At 69.8% G+C, this 18859-nt stretch carries 18 protein-coding genes and 1 other RNA gene; 7 read left to right on the forward strand and 12 right to left on the reverse strand.

Features of this window, described 5'->3' with window-relative positions:
• Positions 1–54 precede the first annotated feature (54 nt).
• From ftsE to smpB, 3 genes are all read left to right on the forward strand, one after another.
• Positions 55–1167: a cell division ATP-binding protein FtsE gene (gene ftsE, locus JOD63_RS05100; protein ID WP_045274443.1), complete on the forward strand. Its 1113-nt coding sequence runs from the start codon at positions 55–57 to the stop codon at positions 1165–1167.
• The gene (gene ftsX, locus JOD63_RS05105; protein ID WP_045274444.1) at positions 1164–2078 is read left to right on the forward strand and encodes a permease-like cell division protein FtsX; all 915 of its coding nucleotides are present in this window, start codon (positions 1164–1166) and stop codon (positions 2076–2078) included. The genes ftsE and ftsX overlap by 4 nt, the downstream gene beginning before the upstream one ends.
• 93 nt (positions 2079–2171) lie before the next feature.
• The gene (gene smpB, locus JOD63_RS05110; protein ID WP_045274445.1) at positions 2172–2648 is read left to right on the forward strand and encodes an SsrA-binding protein SmpB; all 477 of its coding nucleotides are present in this window, start codon (positions 2172–2174) and stop codon (positions 2646–2648) included.
• A 44-nt stretch (positions 2649–2692) separates the two neighbouring features.
• Here smpB and JOD63_RS05115 read toward each other — a convergent pair whose 3' ends face one another.
• On the reverse strand, positions 2693–3370 hold the full coding sequence (locus JOD63_RS05115) for an SIMPL domain-containing protein (protein ID WP_045274446.1): 678 nt from the start codon (positions 3368–3370) through the stop codon (positions 2693–2695).
• 152 nt (positions 3371–3522) lie between these two features.
• On the opposite strand from JOD63_RS05115, the gene ssrA reads away from it, so the two are divergent.
• Positions 3523–3893, forward strand: a transfer-messenger RNA (tmRNA) gene (ssrA, locus tag JOD63_RS05120).
• Between the two features lie 115 nt (positions 3894–4008).
• Here ssrA and JOD63_RS05125 read toward each other — a convergent pair.
• The 6 genes from JOD63_RS05125 to JOD63_RS05150 all read right to left on the reverse strand — a co-directional run bounded on the left by JOD63_RS05125 (position 4009) and on the right by JOD63_RS05150 (position 9579).
• Positions 4009–4497: a hypothetical protein gene (locus JOD63_RS05125; protein ID WP_157003923.1), complete on the reverse strand. Its 489-nt coding sequence runs from the start codon at positions 4495–4497 to the stop codon at positions 4009–4011.
• 167 nt (positions 4498–4664) lie between these two features.
• Positions 4665–5720: a hypothetical protein gene (locus tag JOD63_RS05130; protein WP_045274448.1), complete on the reverse strand. Its 1056-nt coding sequence runs from the start codon at positions 5718–5720 to the stop codon at positions 4665–4667.
• On the reverse strand, positions 5710–6222 hold the full coding sequence (locus tag JOD63_RS05135) for an RNA polymerase sigma factor (protein WP_052682325.1): 513 nt from the start codon (positions 6220–6222) through the stop codon (positions 5710–5712). Before JOD63_RS05135 ends, JOD63_RS05130 begins: the two co-directional genes overlap by 11 nt.
• Positions 6223–6284: 62 nt before the next feature.
• Positions 6285–7166 carry an alpha/beta fold hydrolase gene (locus JOD63_RS05140; protein WP_052682327.1) on the reverse strand — a complete coding sequence of 294 codons (882 nt, stop codon included), beginning with the start codon at positions 7164–7166 and terminating at the stop codon, positions 6285–6287.
• Entirely contained in the window at positions 7166–8416 is a 1251-nt protein-coding gene (locus JOD63_RS05145) for a glycosyltransferase (protein WP_045274449.1), read from the reverse strand. The genes JOD63_RS05140 and JOD63_RS05145 overlap by 1 nt, the downstream gene beginning before the upstream one ends.
• Positions 8417–8475: 59 nt before the next feature.
• Positions 8476–9579 (reverse strand): class I SAM-dependent methyltransferase, encoded by a 1104-nt coding sequence (locus JOD63_RS05150; protein WP_045274450.1) that lies wholly within the window; start codon positions 9577–9579, stop codon positions 8476–8478.
• Between the two features lie 101 nt (positions 9580–9680).
• Here JOD63_RS05150 and JOD63_RS05155 point away from each other — a divergent pair, with 101 nt between their 5' ends.
• Positions 9681–12452 (forward strand): helix-turn-helix transcriptional regulator, encoded by a 2772-nt coding sequence (locus tag JOD63_RS05155; RefSeq protein ID WP_045274451.1) that lies wholly within the window; start codon positions 9681–9683, stop codon positions 12450–12452.
• Positions 12453–12538: 86 nt separating this feature from the next.
• Complete coding sequence (locus tag JOD63_RS05160) at positions 12539–12907, forward strand: TraR/DksA family transcriptional regulator (protein ID WP_157003924.1); 369 nt, start codon at positions 12539–12541, stop codon at positions 12905–12907.
• On the opposite strand, the gene JOD63_RS05165 is transcribed toward JOD63_RS05160, so the two are convergent.
• A complete protein-coding gene (locus JOD63_RS05165; protein WP_084613338.1) occupies positions 12802–13890 on the reverse strand; it encodes an epimerase in 1089 nt (362 codons plus the stop codon). The genes JOD63_RS05160 and JOD63_RS05165 overlap by 106 nt on opposite strands.
• Before the next feature lie 400 nt (positions 13891–14290).
• Here JOD63_RS05165 and JOD63_RS05170 point away from each other — a divergent pair, with 400 nt between their 5' ends.
• The gene (locus tag JOD63_RS05170) at positions 14291–15592 is read left to right on the forward strand and encodes an HNH endonuclease signature motif containing protein (protein ID WP_245244286.1); all 1302 of its coding nucleotides are present in this window, start codon (positions 14291–14293) and stop codon (positions 15590–15592) included.
• 87 nt (positions 15593–15679) lie between these two features.
• On the opposite strand, the gene JOD63_RS05175 is transcribed toward JOD63_RS05170, so the two are convergent.
• Genes JOD63_RS05175 through JOD63_RS05190 form a run of 4 tightly spaced genes read right to left on the reverse strand, consistent with a single transcriptional unit; the run spans position 15680 to position 18857 of the window.
• Positions 15680–16012: an HAD family hydrolase gene (locus tag JOD63_RS05175; protein WP_052682330.1), complete on the reverse strand. Its 333-nt coding sequence runs from the start codon at positions 16010–16012 to the stop codon at positions 15680–15682.
• A gap of 1 nt (position 16013) precedes the next feature.
• On the reverse strand, positions 16014–17342 hold the full coding sequence (locus tag JOD63_RS05180; RefSeq protein WP_045274452.1) for a flavin monoamine oxidase family protein: 1329 nt from the start codon (positions 17340–17342) through the stop codon (positions 16014–16016).
• 4 nt (positions 17343–17346) lie between these two features.
• Positions 17347–17886 (reverse strand): YaeQ family protein, encoded by a 540-nt coding sequence (locus JOD63_RS05185; RefSeq protein WP_045274453.1) that lies wholly within the window; start codon positions 17884–17886, stop codon positions 17347–17349.
• A gap of 11 nt (positions 17887–17897) precedes the next feature.
• Entirely contained in the window at positions 17898–18857 is a 960-nt protein-coding gene (locus JOD63_RS05190) for a hypothetical protein (RefSeq protein ID WP_045274454.1), read from the reverse strand.
• Between the last annotated feature and the right edge of the window lie 2 nt (positions 18858–18859).

The following is an 18859-nucleotide window of genomic DNA, read 5'->3' on the forward strand; positions in this document are numbered from 1 at the left end:
CGCACGGGTGTCGCAGGCGCGGTGTCACCGCACCGCATTTAGGCTCGGTAGGCCATGATCCGGTTCGAGAACGTCACGAAGCGCTATCGCGGCGCCGCGAAGCCTGCCCTGCATGATGTCGACTTCGAGGTGCAGCGCGGGGAGTTCGTCTTCCTCGTCGGCGCCTCCGGCTCGGGGAAGTCGTCGTGTCTGCGGCTGATCCTGCGGGAAGACACCCCCAGCGACGGCCGGGTCGTCGTGCTCGGCCGCGACCTGCGCACCCTCGCGAACCGCAAGGTGCCCTATTTCCGTCGGCACATCGGATCGGTGTTCCAGGACTTCCGGCTGCTGCCGACGAAGACGGTGTTCCAGAACGTCGCGTTCACCCTGCAGGTGATCGGATCGTCGCGCGGCTTCATCCAGCAGGCCGTCCCCGAGGCGCTCGCGCTCGTCGGACTCGCAGGCAAGGAGAAGCGGATGCCGCACGAGCTGTCGGGCGGCGAGCAGCAGCGCGTCGCCATCGCCCGCGCGATCGTGAACCGGCCGCAGATCCTGCTGGCCGATGAGCCGACGGGCAACCTCGATCCGGCGACGTCGATCGACATCATGCAGCTCCTCGCCCGCATCAACGCCGGCGGCACCACGGTCGTCATGGCCACCCACGAGGCTGGATTCGTCGACCAGATGCAGCGGCGCGTGATCGAGCTGCGACACGGCGAGATGGTGCGAGACGAGACCCACGGCGGCTACGGCGACCGGTCGGGGCTGCCGAGCCTCGCCCCCGAGCCAGAGCGCGGCGCGGCGGCCGTCGCCGCTCTCACCGCCGTGCTGGAGCTCCACCGCGAGATCGTCGAGACCGGGGTGGTCGACCCGGTCGCGGTGGATGCCGCCGTGGTGGCATCGAGCGAAGCAGTGGAGGCCGCCGAGTCGGCCGAAGAAGCCGAGGCGCTCGATGCACAGCGCGTCGCGCGCGAGGAGTCGGCAGCGGCCCTCGCCGCGGCGACCGTCGAGCAGGAGGCCGCCGAGCAGGATGCCGCGGTGCCGGCGCCGCCCCCGCCTCCGGAGCCGCCGCGCACGAACCCGATCCCGATCGCTGACGCGGTCGAGATCGACCTGGAAGACCTGGGGGTCGCCGACCGCCTGGGGCTGGGCGACCAGGCTGACGACGAAGTGGGGCCGACATCGTGAGGGTGGGTCTGATCCTCTCGGAGGCGTTCACCGGACTCCGGCGCAACGCGTCTATGGTCATCTCGGTCGTGCTCGTCACGTTCGTGTCGCTCTCGTTCGTCGGTGCGGCCATGCTCATGCAGATGCAGATCGGCACGATGCGCGACTTCTGGGTCGACCGTGCGCAGGTCGCGATCTACATGTGCACGTCGATCTCGCAGGCGGCGACCTGCGCCGACGGTGTGGCGACGCAGGAGCAGCTCGATCAGGTGAGCGCCGACCTCGAGGGTGACGCGCTCGCGCCGCTCATCCGCGACGTGCGCTTCGAGACCCGCGAAGAGGCGTACGACAACGTCATCGAGCTTCTCGGTGAGGACTACGCGAGCGTCGTCACCGCCGACCAGCTCAACGAGACGTTCTACATCAACCTCGTCGACCCGACCCTCGCGGACGTCATCTATGAGGCCTTCAACGGCATGGCGGGTGTCGAGGAGGTCAAGGACGAGCTGCAGTATCTGGAGCCCCTGTTCTCCGCACTCACGATCGCGACGTATCTCGCGGTCGGCATCGCCGTGCTGATGCTGATCGCCGCAGTGCTCCTCATCGCCACCACGATCCGGCTCTCGGCGTATGCGCGACGGAAAGAACTCGGCATCATGCGCCTCGTCGGCGCCTCCAACCGGTTCATCCAGACCCCGTTCGTGCTCGAAGGCGTGTTCGCCGCGCTGATCGGGTCGCTCCTCGCCGGTGGCGCGGTGATCGCGGGCATCCATTTCGGCGTGAACGGGTACCTGCGTCAGCGCGTCGAGTTCGTCACGACGTGGGTCGGGCTGGACGAGGCGTGGGTGGTGATCCCGGTGCTCATCGTGATCGGTGTCGTGCTGGCGGCGCTCTCGGCCGGGTTCGCGATCCGGCGCTGGCTGCGCACATAGCACTGCGTGCCGCCGGGCGCGGGGTAGACTGACAGGCTGTCGTGCGCCCGGGACCGGGCATCCGTCATCGCGGCACGCAATCGAGGAGTCACCATGCCCAGGGAACGCGGGGAGTCGGTCATCGCGACGAACCGTCGCGCGCGCCACGACTACATCATCGAGAAGACGTACGAGGCGGGCCTCGTGCTCACCGGCACCGAGGTGAAGTCGCTGCGTCAAGGACGTGCGAACCTCAGCGACGGCTACGCGTACATCGACGGCGGGCAGGCGTACCTCGACGCGGTGCACATTCCGGAGTACTCGCAGGGGCACTGGACCAATCACGCGGCCAAGCGCACCCGCAAGCTCCTCCTCCACAAGGAGGAGATCGTCAAGCTCTCGCACGCGATCTCGGCCGGCGGGTACACGCTCGTGCCGCTGAAGCTCTACTTCTCCGACGGCCGCGCCAAGGTCGAGATCGCCGTCGCGAAGGGCAAGCGCGAGTTCGAGAAGCGCCAGACGATCCGCGAGCGCGAAGACAAGCGCGAAGCGGAGCGCGCCATGCGCGGACGCAACCGCCTGGGCGACTGAGCCCGGCGCCTCGCCGCCGGGCCTGCACCCGCGCCGCGGTGATCTCAGCGAGCGGCGAAACGCGCCTCCACGGCAGCGCTGACCACGATCTCCTCCGGCTGCAGCTGCACGCCGCCGCCTGCTGACCCCACTGCATCGGAGGCGAAGGCCTTCGCAAGCCGCATCGGCGCTGCCGGTGCGGACTCAGGCGCGTCGGCGCGGGTCAGCAGGCCGAGGTCGGCGATCTCGAGCGGAATGACGGATGCCAGGCCGATGGCCTCGGCGTATGCCGTCGCACGTGCGACAGCCACCCCGACCGCGGCCGATGCGACGTCGCGCTCGGTCGCCGCGCGCGTCTCGGGTGTCAGCCGCCAGTCGATGTGCGACAGCTGCACCTCTTCGCGCTCGGCGACGTCACCCACCCACCACGACAGCGCTGCGAAGTCGGTGAACGTGGCGCTGAACTCGACGGTGGCGTAATGCACCGGGGCGAGACGCTTGCCCTCGTTGTTCCAGGGACGCTCCGACCAGATCGACACGCGTCGGCTCGTCCATTCGGCGACGTTGCCGGCGCTCTTCCGGCTGATGAGATCGTCGCGGACGGGTTCGCTGAGAGCCGAGATCCGTTCGACGACAGCACCGCGCTCCGGTCCTTCGGCGCGGAGCGTGAGGTGCACGGTGGCCTGCTCGGGGGCGATGCGGGCTTCGTGCTCGCCGCGGACGGTGATGACGACGTCGCTCATACTGGTGACTCTACGCGCTGACCGGGGTCGGTGGTCTGCGGCGCGGAATGGCGAGGATGCCGGATCCGTTGTATCCTGATGTGCTCGGGTGTTCGCATCCGGGGTTGGAAATTCCACAGTGTGACAGCGGCCTCTTCGCACGAAGAGCTCATGGGGATGATCGGTTTCGACATCGCCTGTGACTCTGCGTGAAGCGGGCCGAGGATGCAGGGTTATCTCGTGAACGCTCCCTGCAAAACCATAACTGCCGAAAAGAAGCAGTCCGCGTTCGCCCTCGCTGCCTGAGCAGCGAGCCCGACGCCGTCAATCCGTGACTGATCCCGTCACGGGTATTGGCGTCATCTAGGGATCTAGCTGCGTGACGTCGCCTGAGCGTCACGCGGGACTTTCTTCAGGCTGGGCCCGTCGACTTAGGTGTCTGTGACAAAGGTCGGGGCCGAGCAGAACGCTTCTACAGACTGCGCCCGGAGAAACCGCAGTATTGCAGCGTTGGACGGGGGTTCGATTCCCCCCATCTCCACCAGTGCCGCTGTCACGAAGTATCTGCCCCGCGATCCCGTGGAAACATCGGGATCGCGGGGCTTTTCTGTGCTCGCGGAGCGGCGGCCCGAAACCGAATCGCCCCCGTGCTCCGTGGTTCACCCGGTCGTGCGCTGCGCGTCCATGTGCTGTTCGTGCCACCAGGTGCCGCCGTCATCGTTGGAACACCACCCGTCCCAGGCGAACGTGTCGGGCGCGATGCCGCTGAATACCCACCTCACACGGCGACCGTCGGCCTGCACGCCCATGAGCTCGACACGATCCTCGACCTCTTCCGCGGTGAGGACGACGTGCTCCGCGGCTCGCGGACAGAACCAGACGACCCGCCAGCCGACCCGCGAGTCCCACGTGCGCACGGTCGTACCGACCGCAGAACCCGTGGCATCGACGAGAACGTCCTGCACCCCGCTTCCGCCGAGTATCCAATCGAACGTCCACACCAGGTCGCTTTCGGACCATGCGCCGGCATCTTCGCTGTACAGCGCGTTGCGAACGGTCCATTCGCCCACGAAGCGCCCGAAACCGGCGAGTTCGGACGCGATCTCCAGGGCTGGCCCGTCGGCGAGGAGACTCCGGTGCATACTCACGCGCACAATCTATCCACCGGCACGGACAGTCCGAACGCAGACGCACTGCGATCACCCGGGCGCCCCGATCGCCTGAGGCGTGGGGAGCCTGATGCTCCGAGGACCTCGAGACCGAGCAGCCGGCCGTGGAGATCGACGTCCCCGGCCGTGCCGACATGCCGCCGGGGTCAGGGTGACGCGTCGCCGGAGATCCCCTGGCAGATCCCGTTGGCGCGTGCCAGCTCCTCATCGACGATGAGGCCGTCCCGCGTGACTGTCGGCGTCGCATCGTTGCCCACGATGGCGTACGCGTCGGCGCGGATCGCGTAGTCCTTCGAAGTGACCGGGTCATTCGTCTCGAAATAGGCGTGCCAGGCGGCGTCGATGAGGATGCACCGGTAGATGCCGCTCGCGTTGTCGGCTTCGCTGAAGTCTCCGACGCCGAATGGCTCGGTGTGGGGGAGGTCGTCCCAGTCGGGCCACGAGTAACCCGGCGGCAGCGGTTCGGGCCACTCCGCGATCGCCGCCGCGTACTCGATGGCCTCGCGGTCGGATCCATGCCAGTCCAGCGCCGCTCGGGCGACGATGGTGGTGACGCAGTCGCCGGGCTCGCCGTCGGGCGCGGTGACGGCGAGGTCGATCTCGCGCAGCGATGTCCAGACGGCGGGCATCGGGTTGCCCTCGATGCGCCACGTGTACGTCTGTTCAGACGTTGGGAACGGCCCGAGCTCCACGTCTGTTCCGTCGTCGAGGCATTCGCCGTCCTCTCGTGGATGGAGCGAGCCGCTCGCGGTGAGTTCATCGTGCGGCGTCACCAGGTACACGACCTGAGCCGTCATCGAGTCGCCGTCGACGCGAACGACGACCCGACCCTTCGTGGAGCCATCCGGCGATTCGAAGGTGCCGAACGCCTCCGCATCCGCGGTGGGCACCGGCGCCTCGAGGGCGGTGGGGCCGGCATCCGGCGTCGGCACGCCCGTGGTGACGGGCGGCGCCGTCCTGCCGAAGCCCGCGATGGTCGGAACTGCGGCGACGACCACCGCGACCGCGGCGACCGCGATCGCCGATGCCGCCCAGGCACGGACGTGTGTGGCGCGCCGCGGTCGCCGCGCGGTCGCGTTCGCGCTGCTGTCCTGGAGCCGGTGCAGATCGGTCTCGGCGCGCACGCTGAGGCGTTCGCGCGGCTCGCGGGAGTACGGGCTGGATGCTTCCAGCAGTCGTTCCAGCTCGCTGTCAGTGATCATCCGTCTGCCCCACCGTCATCATCTGATCCCACGCGTCGCGGTCTTCCGGCGCCGGCCAGGCCGCTCGAAGCGCCGCCTTCGCCCGGCTGATCCGCTTCCACACCGCACGCTCCGAGCAGCCGAGCACCACGCCGACGTCGGCGGCGCTCAGCCGATCCCAGTACGTGAGCTGCAGAACCTCCTGCTGTGCGGGCGGAAGGGTCGCGAGCAGCCCGAGCAGCACATCGACGTCGTCGTCGTCATCACGGGCTGCGAAGACCACAGCATCCCGCACCGCGCGATGCTCGCGGGCCTGCCGACGCACGTCGGCCTTGCACAGGTTGTCTGCGGTGCGGAAGAGCCAGCCGACCGGATGCGGGTGGTGCGAGGGGAGCTTGCCGAGCGCGAGCTCGAATGTTGACGCGACGATGTCGTCAGCCGCTGCCGATCCCGCGCGTCTCACCACGAATCTCCTGAGATCGGAGTGGTGGGAGCGGAACAGCTCCTCGAACCCGTCGCGCATGGGACCCTTCCGCGTGCACCGGTGGGTCGATCGACCCTGTCACCTGTATATGCGCAGCGCGGCTACATCCTGACATCGCCGACGCGCCGGACGAAGTCCCGCATCAGCAGATTGACCTTCACCGGATCACGGGCCTGCGGCAGGTGTCCTGCACCCTCGATCACGACGAGCTCGCCGCCGGTGAGGTCGGCGACGATGGCGCTGCGCGCCGGGTTCTGACACCGGTCGAGTGAGCCGTTGATGACGAGTACCGGGCATCGCACGGCGGCGAGCACCTCACGCGCCGTGTCGGGAGCGTTCAGCAGGTACGGCGGCGAATCGTGCTCGAGCAGCATCATCTCGGCACCGGCGCCGAGCGACCACTCGAAGCAGTCCTCGCGCTGCTTGGTCGAGTGCGGCTCGGGGAACATCTGGCCCCAGAAGAAGCGCGAGAAGTCGGGCCAGTCGGCCGACCAGTGATGGCGGTTCTGCTTCTGCCATCCCTCGTACTCGTCGCGGACCTCGTCGAAGTCGAAAGCGATGCGGTGGGGGAGCGGGTCGGTGAGGAGCATCCCCGGATTGATCGCGCACACGCCGAGCACACGGTCCGGGCGCTCCGCGGCCATCAGCAGGGCGTGTCCGGCGCCGGTGCAGACCCCGGCGATGACGGCACGGTCAGCCTCGACGGCATCCAGCACCGCCCACTCGTCGTCGAGCAGGTCGCGATCGGCCATCTGCTCGGGCACGCTCGGCTTCGCACTGAGGCCGTTGCCGCGCGGGTCGCTCACGACGACGCGGAAGTGTCGAGCGAGGAACGGGATCTGCGCCTTCCAGGCGCGACTGTGGATGATGACGTCGGGCATGAGCAGGTAGATCGTCGGCTCGCCGTCGCCGTACACCTCGTAGTGCACGTCGAGCCCGTCACGGCTGACGAACCCGCTCACGGTCGGTTCGAGTGCGCGCATCAGATCAGCTCCGCGAGCATCGCGGCGGCGCGGGCCGCGCCGTCGGTCTCCACCGGCCGGTAGTCGATCTCGCGCGCGACCTCGGCCACGAGTGCGGCTGCGAGCGCCTCGGGATCGCGCAGCTCCTCGTAGCGGATGCGGCGGCCGGCGCCGTAGCGCTCGAGGCGATGCCTCACGTGGAAGTTCTGCTCGAAGTGATTCTCGAGAGGCACGTAGAGGAACGGGCGGCGTGCGGCGGTGAGCTCCATGCACGTGGTGAGCCCACCCTGCGCGATCGCCACGTCGCACGCGGCGAGGGTGCGGTAGAGGTCGGGCACGAAGCCGCGCACCTTCGTGCCGGCGCGGCGGGGGAGGGTCGACGGATCGATCCGCGGACCGGTGACGACGAGGAATCGCAGCTCGGGGAGACGTCGTCGTGCGGCCGGGATCGCGCCCATCACCCGGCGGAGCAGTGCGGCGCCGACGCCGGAACCGCCGACGGTGACGACGCAGAGGATGTCGTCGGGTCGATAGCCGAGGCGCTCCCGCGCGGCGAGCCGCTCTTCGTCGGTCGGCGGGGTGAAGCCGGTGACGTATCCCGCGAATTCGTAGTTGGCGACGGTCCACTCGCGGATGTCGGGGAGCCCGACGCCGAACGACGCATCGACGACGTCGTCGGGGCTTCCCACGAAGATCGACGCATCCCGCAGGCGCCGGTACCGCGCGCGCTGATCGAGCATCTCGGCGTTGTAGTCGGCGGTGAGCTCGGCCTCCGCCTCCCCGCCGGCGGGCATGGGCAACCAGCCGACGAAGTCGGTGAGCCAGGCGAATGCGAATCGCTTGAGCTCGGGGTTCTCATGGAGGAAGTAGTCGACGTCCCACGCTTCGTCGCCGATGACGAGGTCGTAGTACGTGTCGTCCACCACGTCGTTGAACACGAGGAAGTTGTGCACGAGGATCTCGTCCATGCGCCTGATCGCCTGGAAGGCGTGCAGGTCGTGATCGGCCGCTTCGTCTTCGATGTGGGCCGATTCGTTCGCCAGAGACGAGGATGCCGGATGCACGGCCTCACCGGCATCCGTCAGCACCCGCGTGACCGGATGCTGCGCCAGCCAGTCGATCTGCAGGTCGGGATGCAGGGCCCGCAGCTCCTGCGCGATGGCGACGTCTCGACGGGCGTGGCCCAGGCCGATCGGGGAGGAGAGGAACAGTGCGCGCCTCGGCCGGCTCTGCGCCCTGACCCAGGTGCGACTCCGTGACATCGCTGCCATGGCCCCAGTGTCCTCTCCTCCGCGCGTGCTGTCAGGTGCAGGTGCCGGTGGCGCTGCCTTCAGGGCCGCGCTTCGAGGACGCGGTTGAACGGCGTCTCGGCGACGCTGCGGAACCGGGTGAACCCGCCGGCGGCGGTGACGTCGCGGATCCGCGCGGGCCCGGCCTGGGTTCCGAGCGCGAGCCCCACGTCCTGCGACAGCGAGGCGGGCGTGCACAGGAGCGTCGAGAAGCCGTAGTAGGCGCGCCCGACCGGGTTGAGGTTGTCTTCGACGTGGTCGCCGGCCATCGGCTCGACGATCATCCAGGTGCCGTCATCGGCGATGGCTTCGCGCACGCGCCGGGCCGCGCCGACCGGATCCCCCATGTCGTGGAGCGAGTCGAACATCGCGACGAGGTCGTAGCCGTGTCCGGCGAACTCCTGCGCCGATGCGTTCTCGAACGTGACCCGGTCGGCGACTCCCGCCTCCGCGGCGCGGGCGCGCGCCGTCTCGATCGAGGCGGCGTGGTAGTCGGAGCCGACGAAGCGGGAGTTCGGGAAGGCCTGCGCGAGGAGGATGGTGGATGCCCCGTGGCCGCAGCCGACGTCGGCGACGAGTGCGCCGCGTTCGAGCTTCTCCTGCACGCCGTCGAGCGCCGGAATCCATGAGGCGACGAGGTTCGCGTTGTAGCTCGGCCGGAAGAACCGCTCGCACCCGATGTGCACGTCGGTGTCGTGCTGGTGCCAGCCGAAGCCCGCTCCACTGCGCGCCGCTTCGACGATGTGGTCGGTGTCGTGCACGGTGCCGAGAGCGATCTGGAAGAATCCGGGCAGGAACGCCGGGCTGTCGGCATCCGTCATCGCCAGCGCGTACTCCGCGGGGAGCGTGTAGCGCCGCGTCGTCGTGTCGTAGGTGACGTAGCCGCCCGCGGCCTGGGCGTTCAGCCATTCGCGCGCGTACGGCTCGGCCGTCTGCGTGCGTTCGGCCAGCTGAGCGGGTGTCGTCGGTCCGTGCGCCGCGAGGTCGCGGTAATAGCCGAGCTTGTCGCCGAGCACGACCAGCGCGGCGTTGAGCGTCGCCCCGACCTCGTCGACGGCGCGGAAGACGAAGCTCATCAGCTTGTCCGTGTCGATCGCGAGAGGTGCAGGATCGGTGGCGGGGGTGGGATCGGTTGCGAGAGACATCGTGTGCTCCTTCGTCGGTGATGCTTCGACGTTAGGAAGGGGACGGATGCCGTCGCGTCCGGGGACCCCCCTGGTCTCGGCGCCGGTTCTAGACTCGGGGCATGCTGGTGGGGCGCCAGGCCGAGCAGCAGGCGATCGGACGGCTCGCGGCGGCCGCTCGCCTGGGGGCGAGCGGCGTGCTCGCGGTCACCGGTGAGGCGGGGGTCGGCAAGAGCGCCCTGCTCGAGCAGGCTGTCTCGTCGTTCGTCGACATGCGCATCCTCCGCGCGCGGGGTGCGGAGGCCGAGAGCGAGATCCCGTTCGCGATGCTGTCGCAGCTGCTGCGCCCCGCGCTCGCCGAGATCGACGCGATCCCACCCGCGCAGGCGGCTGCGCTGGCGACCGCGCTGGCGCTGCGCGGTCGTGGCGAGTCGGCTGCGCCGACGGTGCCGAACGAGGTGACCGCGCCCGCCGTCCACACTGCGCAGACCGACAGGTTCGCGATCGGTGCCGGTGTGCTCAGCCTGATCTGCCGATACGCCGAGGGCGGGGCAGTGGCGGTCGTGGTCGACGATCTGCAGTTCGCGGATGCGCCGTCGGTGAGCGCCCTGGTGTTCGCGGCGCGGCGACTCTCTGCCGACGCGGTGATCGTGCTGCTCGGGGTGCGCAGCCCCGAAGGCGACCGGAGCGTCGAGGGGCTGCCCGGGCTCGCGCTCGGCGGGCTCGACCTGGAGTCTGCCCGCGAGCTGCTCGCGGGCAGTGGCGTGATCGGCGACGGCGTCGCGGCCCTCCACCGGGCGACGGGCGGCAATCCTCTCGCGATGATCGAGCTCTCTGGAACGGGTGCGGTGCCGGGGGCGGTCGATGACGGACTGCCCCTGCACCTGCCGCGGACGCTCGCGGATGCGTTCGGCCGGCGCATCGCGCTGCTCGACGATCCGGCGCGCGATGTGCTGCTCGTGGCAGCGGTCTGCGGGCGCGACCTCGGCATCGTGGCACGGGCGTGCCACGAGCTCGGACTCGACCCGGGCCGTCTCGCTGCCGCGGAGACGGTCGGGCTGGTGACGGTTCACGGTGGCACCGTCGAGTTCGGGCATCCGCTCATGCGGGCCGCGGCGTACTCCGCGGCTCCCATGCCGAGGCGTCGGGCCGCCCACCGCGCGGCTGCCGCAGTGCTTCCTGCGGGCGACGTCGATCGCCGCGCGTGGCACCTGTCGGAGGCGGAGTGGGGCCCGGACGCGTCCGTTGCGGACCTTCTCGTCGAGGCGGGGGAGCGGGCCGTCGCGCGCGCTGCGTACGCGACGGCGTCCGCGGCGTTCGAGCGAGCCGCGCGGAGGAGCCCCGACGACGCGCAGCGGCAGGAGCGGCTGATCCGGTCGGCCGACTGCGCCTGGCTCGCCGGGCGCGGCGAGGAGGCGACCGCCCTGCTCGATGAGGCCGACCCTGCCGGCGGCGACGGCGCGGTGGACCTGCGCGGAGTCGAACTTCGCGCATCCATCGCCGCGCGATCGGGCTCGGTGCTCGCCGCGCGCGACGAGCTCCTCATCGCCGCCGACGCCCTGTCTGCTGCCGGCCGCGTCGACGACGCCGCGATCGCGCTGGCCGACGCGGTGCATGCCGGGTTCTACCTCGGCGACGCGCGCACGGCGCTGGGCCTCGCCGATCGCCTCGCGACGATTCAGCCCCTCCTCGTCGACCCGCGTGCCCGTGCACTCGGCCTGATGGCGACCGGCATGGCTGGTGTGCTCGCCGGCCGCGGGGGAACGGACGAGATCCGCGCGGCCGCGCCGCTGCTGGAGGATGCACGATTCCACCGTGATCCGCGACGGCTGTCCTGGCTCCTGCTCGTGCCGCTGTTCCTCCGCGAGACGGGTGGCGGCGCGAGGCTGCGGGAGCTCGTCGCCGAAGTCCGCGACGAGGCCGGGATCGGCGCCCTCCCCGCCGTGCTCTTCCACGTCGCCCGCGACGAGTCGACGACGGGCGACTCCTGGGCTCGAGCCGAGGCCGATTACGGCGAGTCGATCCGGCTCGCCGCCGAGACGGGGCAGACCACCGAACTCGCGATGTCGCTCGCCGGACTCGCGTGGCTGGAGTCTCGGGCCGGTCGAGAGGAGTCGTGTCGCTCGCACGCGGCTCGAGCGCTCGAGCTGTGTCGTGGCCGCGACATCCGTATCGGCGAGATCTGGGTCGGGCACGCGCTGGGCGACCTGGATCTGGCGCTCGGGCGCACCGAGAGCGCGCTCGCGCGCTTCGTCGACCTCCTGGCGCTCCTGGAGCGGCTCGGACTCGACGACGTCGACCTCGATCCCACGCCTGAGGTCGCCGACGCCCTCATGAGGACTGGGCGGCATGATGAAGCAGCCGCAGCCGCGGCATCCTTCGTCCCGCGCGCCGACGCGAAGGGGCAGCCGTGGGCGCGTGCGCGCGCCGCGCGCGCGGCCGGCATCGCGGCGGCGGACGACGCTTTCGACGGCTGGTTCGACGCGGCGCTCGAGCTGCATCGCGACACCCCCGATCGCTTCGAGACCGCCCGCACACGCCTCTCCTACGGAGAGCGGCTGCGCCGCGTCGGGCGGAGGGTGGATGCACGCGAACAGCTGCGTGCGGCGATGGACGTGTTCTCTGTTCTCGGCGCGACGGTGTGGGCGGATCACGCGGCGGTCGAGCTGACCGCGACGGGAGAGCACGTGAGGTCGAGGACGGCGGATCCGCTGTCGATGCTCACTCCGCAGGAGCTGCAGGTCAGCATCCTCCTCGCCGACGGGCGGACCACACGCGAAGCCGCTGCCGCTCTGTTCCTCAGTCCGAAGACGGTGGAGTACCACCTGCGAAAGGTCTACACGAAGCTCGGGATCGGGTCGCGGGCGGAGCTCACCGCGCTGATCCCGCACTGATCCTGCGCCCCGTCCACGTTCCGGGGTCGTCGCACGCACCGGGTGGCGGCGGCCGTGTGCTCGGCGCTCTCGCGTGCGTGTGTCGGATGGCGGGCCTACGCTCGGGGATCGTGGAAGTTCCTCGCGCGCTTGCGGAGCTGTCCGAGCGGCTCGCCGCCCGGATCGCCGGTCTCGATGACGCGCTCGCGCAGCTGCGGGCGGAGCGGGCGGCGGATTCGGCAGACGACGAGCACGACCCCGAGGGCGTGACCCTCTCGAGCGAGTGGTCGCGGGTGGCGGGTCTGCGCAGCGACGCCGAGGGGGAGCAGGCATCGGTCGACGCCGCGCTCGCGCGGGTCGCGGCTGGCACTTACGGCACGTGCGTGGACTGCGGCGAGAGGATTCCGCCGGCGCGACTGGCGGCGCGACCGACGGCGTCGAGGTGCGTGGCCTGCGCGGAGCAGCGCGGCTTCTGACGGATGCTGTCGCGCACGTTGCGGAGCGCGGGTTCCAGGTGCGGGTGGGTGAACAGGTAGCCGGCATCGGCCAGAGCACCGGGAAGCACCCAGCGACTCTTGAGCACCAGCTCGGGCTCGGTGCGCAGCGCCCACATCGCCGGCTCGAGCATCCAGCGGGCCACCGGCAGTCCGAACGGCATCCCGACCGCCTGTCGCAGGGTGCGCATGAGCGTGCGGTTGTCGGTCGGATGAGGCGCGGCGATGTTGACGGCACCGCTCAGACGTTCATCGTCGCGGATGAAGCGGATCGCACCGACCACGTCGTCGATGTGCACCCAGCTGAACCTCTGCCGACCGTGCGTCCGATGGCCGGTCGCGCGGAGTGCGCCGGTCGGGTGCGTGCCGATCCCGCGGTAGCGACGGTGCGGCGGGCACCAGCCGTCGAACTGCGTGCCGCCGAGGCCAACGCGGGCGAGGGCGAACAGCATCCTGGTCGCCGGGCCGTCTCCGAGCACGATCGCCATCCGCAGCGCGACCCGCCGGGTATGCGGGAGTGCGCCCGCGAAGAGCTCGCGCTCCCACGACGTGGCGACGTCGACCGAGAACCCGTCGCCGACGACTCCGGTCGCCTCGGTGTTGGGCCGGTCGGTCGTGTGGCGGTAGATCGTCGCGGTCGAGGCGTTCATCCACACGCGCGGGGGTCGCGCGGCAGCGGCGACGGCGTCGTGCAGGGCCCGAGTGGTGTCGATGCGAGAGGAGAGGATCTCGTCGCGGTTGCGGTCGGTGTAGCGGCGATTCACCGAGACTCCGGCGAAGTTGAGCAGTACGTCGGCGCCGTCGACCGCCTGACGGAGGGCTTCGGGGTCGTCCCACCCGATCGGGGCGTTGCGACCGATACGGCGGATCTCGTACCCGTCGGACTCGAACGCCGCCGAGACCGCCTGCCCGACGAATCCGCTCGCGCCCGCGATGACGGCCACTGGAGGGGCTGGGGTGTTCATGGGCTTGAGTCTACGCTTGTTCTGAACATGTTCAGAAATTCGGCCCTCGAGCCGGAGACGCGGGTCGGATCTGCGCGCTGACCCGTGCGCTCCGACATCGCAGTCTGTGGTGACGCGGGTGATGGATGCGGTGCGTGACAAGACGATGTTCGCGAGCCGATCCTCTCTCGGTCGGCGCGAAGCGCCGAGTGTCGGAGGTATGTTCTAGTCTTTCCGTATGTTCCTCGATCCGTCAGACCTCCCCGACGACGTGACGTCGTCGAGCGAGTCGCGGCATTCGGGTAACGACGACTGGGGCACCGGTGAAGCCTTCGAACCACTCGATGACCTGAGTCTTGTGACGGAAGTCGCCGACATGATGGCCGTGTTCGCAGCCGAGCGGTTCGTGCGCATCGACGCGATGCGCCGCTCTGCGGTCGCGGATGCCGCGCGCTACGGCGGAGCATGTGTGGAGATCGTCGAGCGCTCGGTGCGGCTCGAACTGGCTGCGGCGCTGCGGCTGACGGAATCCACCGCCGCCCGCCTGCTGCACCTCGCGGAGGCACTGGTCGGTCGCTACCGCATCGCGCTCGAGTCTCTCTGGGGTGCCCGAATGACGGACCGCCACGCGGAAGCGATCGTCGATGCATTCGAACAGCGGGAGGAGAGATTACGCGACGAGCTGCTGCCCGTCGCTGTGTGCTTGGCCGAGAAGCTCCCGCTCGGCTCGTTCCGTCGCGCTCTTCGCAAGCTGATCGAGGCGGAGTCCGAGGCAACGCTTGCCGAGCGATTCGCGTCGGCCATCACGAGGAGGCGTGTCGTCGTCGACCAGCCTGAGGAGGGAATGGCATGGCTCCACGCGCTCGTGCCCGCGGTCGAGGCGCAGGCGAGCAGTGCGCGGCTGACGGCGATGGCGAAGGTGTTCGCAGCTGATCCCGCCGAGACGCGCACACTCGACCAGATTCGTGCCGACATCCTGTGCGATCTGCTCGTTGAAGGCGACACCGCGATCCATCCCGACGGCGCGCGCGGAATCCGCGCGACAGTCTCGGTCACGGTGCCTGTGCTCGCGCTGCTCGACGCAGAAGCGGGCGAACGCACACGCGCGGACGGCGGCGCAGAATCTGCTGCTGGCGTCGCGCGTGCCGATGGCGTCGTCGCGCGTACTGTCGGCGCAGACCGTGCGGGCGCCGCGGAAGCAGGTGATCGCATCGAGAGCGATCGGCGCATCGGCGACTCGACGTCCGGAGGTGCCCGGCGAGCCCTGTCGTCCGCGTGGGTGGAAGGGCTCGGTCCCATCCCGATCGATGTGGCTCGTGACCTGTGTGCGGGCGCGGATGGGTGGATGCGTGTGCTCACCCATCCGGAGACGGGCGTGGTGCTCTCCGTGGGTCGCACGCAGTACGCACCGCCGCCGGCCATGAGGCGACTCGCAAAGTGGCGGGCAGATCGATGTATGGCACCCGGGTGCGGCATTCCGGCGGCGCGCTGCGAACTCGACCACACGATCGCGTGGGAGCACGGCGGTGAGACCTCGCTCGATAACCTCGCACCCCTGTGCAAGGGGCATCACACCGTCAAACATCATGGCGGGTGGACGGTGAAGCAGGTCGATGGCGCTGGTGCGATCGAGTGGACCTCGCCCCATGGGCGACGTTACGTCGTCGAGCCGGAGCGGCGGGTGCCGATGTTCCGGCCGTCACGGGAGCCAGCGCCCTTCTGATCGAGGCGCTCGAGCCGACCGGGATGCCGCGGCAGCGGGCCCTCGAAAGCGAGCAGTGAGCGTCGCGCTCCCTGGTTCGCTGGTGCGCTACCGCGTGCCGAGCGTGGCTTCACCCAGCGCGGCCTCAAGCGTCACCGGTTCGGCGCCGCGGTGGGCGACCCCCTCGGCGATCGGCGCATCCGTCCCGAGAGATCGGAGGTAGCCACGGAGACGAAGTCGGCGCTGGTGCGCAAAGGAGATCCGACCGGCTCGCCAACGCTCGAAATGCTCCGATTCAAGCTCGAACCACGTCGTCACGCGCTCGGGTGTCGCTTCGAAGCCCAAGCTCTTCGTGAAGTCGCGCACGGCGGCCGTCGCGGCACCGGTGTGATCGAACAGCGTGTCGTCGAGATCGAATCCGACCGCTCGCCACGAACTCACGTCAGAGCCCCGCCCACGCACCCTCGATCGGCAGATCGCGTCCCACGATGCGGCACGCGGCGCGATGGCCGGAGCACATCGCGGCGGTGACGGTCGCCGGATCGTCGGTCCAGGTGGCCTCTCCGGCGAGATGGAGCACGCCGCCGATCGGGGTCGCGAGGGTGTCGTGGTCGGCGGTCGATGAACCGGGCACCATGTAGGCGTACGAACCGTGCGAGAGCGGGTCGTCCTGCCAGTCGGTCACGTGCACCCGGGTCGGGCGCTGCACCCTGTCGCCGTAGAGGCGGCGCAGCTGCACGAGGATCGAGTCGACGATCTCGTCCTCGCTCCAGTCTCGCGTCGCCTCGGCAGCCGGGCCCGCCGCGAACGTCAGCAGCGTCGGCGCCTCGTGCAGGGTGGTGAGGTCGTACCAGGAGTGCCACCACCGCCCCTCCTCGCCCTGCTGGCGGATCGCGTAGACGCCGTCGTCCCAGAACTTCGTGCCGAACCGCAGGAACACCTTCTCGAAAGCGTTCATCGTGAGCCTGCTCAGCGCACCGGCCACAGGTTCGGGGACTGGGGGATCGATGACGAAGTCGTCGGACTGCAACACGCCGACGGGAACCGTGACGACGGCGTCGGCCGCGGTGAAGGTGCCGTGGTCGGTCACGACCGTGACGCCGTCGTGCGACCAGCGCACCTGCGAGACGATGTGGATGAGACGGACGTCGAGTCCGCCCGCGAGACGCCGAGGAAGCCGGTCGTACCCGTCGGGGAAGACCACCTCGTCGCCGTCGATCACGTCGTCGTCGAGCCCGTGCGCCGCGAGATCGTCGATCCAGGCGCCGTACTGCTCCTCCGACCGGTGCTCGAGATACTCGCGCACGCGTTCGGCGCGCTCGTCGTCCCACCCTTGGGCGGCGAGGGCGGCCTCGGTCACGTCGCGGTACGAGTCGGATGCTGCGGACTCCGCGATGATTGGGAGCAGCGCCGCATCGACAGTGTGGATGTCGTCGATGAAGCCCTGAGCCTCAACGTCGCTGAGACGCACGCCGTCGGGTCCGTAGTAGGCGATCGGCCTGCTGTCGGGCTGATACCCGCCGACGGTGAACTCGACGGTCGGCATGCCGAGCGCCTCGGCCGCTGCAGCGACGGGGTTGTCGGTGATCCCGTGGATCCACGATGCGCCGAGGTCGGTGGTCAGACCGAACCGGCGGTCGGTCGACACGCGGCCGCCGACGCGATCGCGGGCCTCGAGCACCACGACGCGCCTTCCGGCGCCCGCGAGCAGGCGCGCGGCGGTGAGCCCCGAGACTCCGGCGCCCACCACGATCGTGTCGAAGGTCTCCATGGGATCAGACCGCCGCACGCTCGTGAAGCGCGGATTCGAGGGAGGTGCCGTTGATGTCGAGGTAGAGCCGCTGCTCGGTGACGGACAGCGTCATATCGTTGCGGCGCTCGATCGAGGCGGCGCCGCGGTCGACGAAGCCGGCGTCGAAGCTGCGCACCGGGATGTTCTCGGCCCGATGAATGCGCTTGCCCTGCCAGGGGGCGACGACCTTCGCCGGGTCGCGGTGTGTGTAGACGGCGGTGCGTGCCGCCTGCATGCTCCCGGAGTGCAGGCGCGCGGCATCCGGCGCCCCCACCTCGATCCAGGCCTGGAGGGACCCCGTGAGATCGCGCACCAGCACGGCCGGCTCATCCGTCGCCGAGATGCCCTCGCTGAACGCGATGCCTTCTTCGTACTCGAGGCAGTAGGCCAGCACTCGCGTCAGCATGAACGCGTCGGTCTCGGACGGATGACGCGCCACGCGGAGCGTCAGCTCCTCGTAGACTCCGCGGTCGACGTCGGCCAGATTCACCGTGAAGGTGTGGATAGTCGCTCCTGCTGCCACAGCGATCGAGCCTACGCGGTCCGGCCCCACTCCAGAACGCGGGTGCCGATGAGCGTGAGCCAGCGAGACGGCTCGCCCTCGGCCACGTCGACGTCGAACCAGGTGCGGCCGGCGAGCGGAGCGGTCTGCAGCCAGGTGCCGTCCGGCTGCCGCGCGGCGCGCACAGCATCGAACGCGTCGGCGAGACGCGGGTCGGGCTGCGAGCCCTCGTGGAGGGCGACGTCGCGGAAGTGGTCGAGCGCCGTGAGCGCACTGTATCGATGCCGGTTCGGGTAGACGAACCGCGTGACGAAGTCGCCGACCTGCTCACCGTTCGACGCCCGGAACATCAGACGCCGCGACAGCAGATACTCCTCGCCGCCGTGACGGGCATCGCGCAGCGACGTGTCACCGGTGAGCTTCTCGTAGGCGAGCATGCCGCGTACGGCATTGAGCGTGGAATGGAACGACGAACGCACCGAATCTCCCTCCTCGGCCTCGCAGTTCCAACCGCCGTCGGCAAGGCGATGGGCCGGGAACCACGAGGCGAGCTCCGAGACGTCGGCACCGAGCCAGGCACCGGCCGCGAGGGTGTACGAGTTGATGCACACGTCGACTTCGCCGCCCCAGTACGGAAGATCGTCGTAGTCCCATCGGCTGTTCGCGGCGAGCTTCTCGGCGGTGCCGGAGAGGACGGATACGTCGAGACCCCACTCGCGCAGATCCTTCAGCGCCCAGGTCGTGGCCACCCACGGCTGGCCGGGTTGCTCGGCCTCCGGGCTGCCGAAGAAGCCGGCGGGGAAGAACGAGCCACCGGCCCATTGGCCGTCGGCATCCTGTGCTGCCAGCAGCTTCGCCCCGAATCCCTCGACGGCGACGCGGGCGCGCGTCGCCTGCCAGACCTCCGCAGGGTCTCCGAGCAGATCGCGCTCGACCTGCCACCGGATCGCCGGGTCGGAATCGATGAGCCACGCGCGCACGGATGCGTCCATGG

This window comes from Microbacterium terrae (assembly GCF_017831975.1).
In the GTDB taxonomy this organism is placed as follows: domain Bacteria; phylum Actinomycetota; class Actinomycetes; order Actinomycetales; family Microbacteriaceae; genus Microbacterium; species Microbacterium terrae.

What these genes read in the sequence shown, in the direction of transcription:
- JOD63_RS05165 (WP_084613338.1), bottom strand. Translation starts at nt 13,890, where the DNA reads ATGAACACCCCAGCCCCTCCAGTGGCCGTCATCGCGGGCGCGAGCGGA.
- JOD63_RS05130 (WP_045274448.1), bottom strand. Translation starts at nt 5,720, where the DNA reads ATGATCACTGACAGCGAGCTGGAACGACTGCTGGAAGCATCCAGCCCG.
- JOD63_RS05190 (WP_045274454.1), bottom strand. Translation starts at nt 18,857, where the DNA reads ATGGACGCATCCGTGCGCGCGTGGCTCATCGATTCCGACCCGGCGATC.
- JOD63_RS05170 (WP_245244286.1), top strand. Translation starts at nt 14,291, where the DNA reads ATGCGCCGCTCTGCGGTCGCGGATGCCGCGCGCTACGGCGGAGCATGT.
- JOD63_RS05140 (WP_052682327.1), bottom strand. Translation starts at nt 7,166, where the DNA reads ATGCGCGCACTCGAACCGACCGTGAGCGGGTTCGTCAGCCGTGACGGG.
- JOD63_RS05135 (WP_052682325.1), bottom strand. Translation starts at nt 6,222, where the DNA reads ATGCGCGACGGGTTCGAGGAGCTGTTCCGCTCCCACCACTCCGATCTC.
- smpB (WP_045274445.1), top strand. Translation starts at nt 2,172, where the DNA reads ATGCCCAGGGAACGCGGGGAGTCGGTCATCGCGACGAACCGTCGCGCG.
- ftsE (WP_045274443.1), top strand. Translation starts at nt 55, where the DNA reads ATGATCCGGTTCGAGAACGTCACGAAGCGCTATCGCGGCGCCGCGAAG.
- JOD63_RS05155 (WP_045274451.1), top strand. Translation starts at nt 9,681, where the DNA reads ATGCTGGTGGGGCGCCAGGCCGAGCAGCAGGCGATCGGACGGCTCGCG.
- JOD63_RS05145 (WP_045274449.1), bottom strand. Translation starts at nt 8,416, where the DNA reads ATGGCAGCGATGTCACGGAGTCGCACCTGGGTCAGGGCGCAGAGCCGG.
- JOD63_RS05180 (WP_045274452.1), bottom strand. Translation starts at nt 17,342, where the DNA reads ATGGAGACCTTCGACACGATCGTGGTGGGCGCCGGAGTCTCGGGGCTC.
- JOD63_RS05160 (WP_157003924.1), top strand. Translation starts at nt 12,539, where the DNA reads ATGGCGGGCCTACGCTCGGGGATCGTGGAAGTTCCTCGCGCGCTTGCG.
- JOD63_RS05115 (WP_045274446.1), bottom strand. Translation starts at nt 3,370, where the DNA reads ATGAGCGACGTCGTCATCACCGTCCGCGGCGAGCACGAAGCCCGCATC.
- JOD63_RS05150 (WP_045274450.1), bottom strand. Translation starts at nt 9,579, where the DNA reads ATGTCTCTCGCAACCGATCCCACCCCCGCCACCGATCCTGCACCTCTC.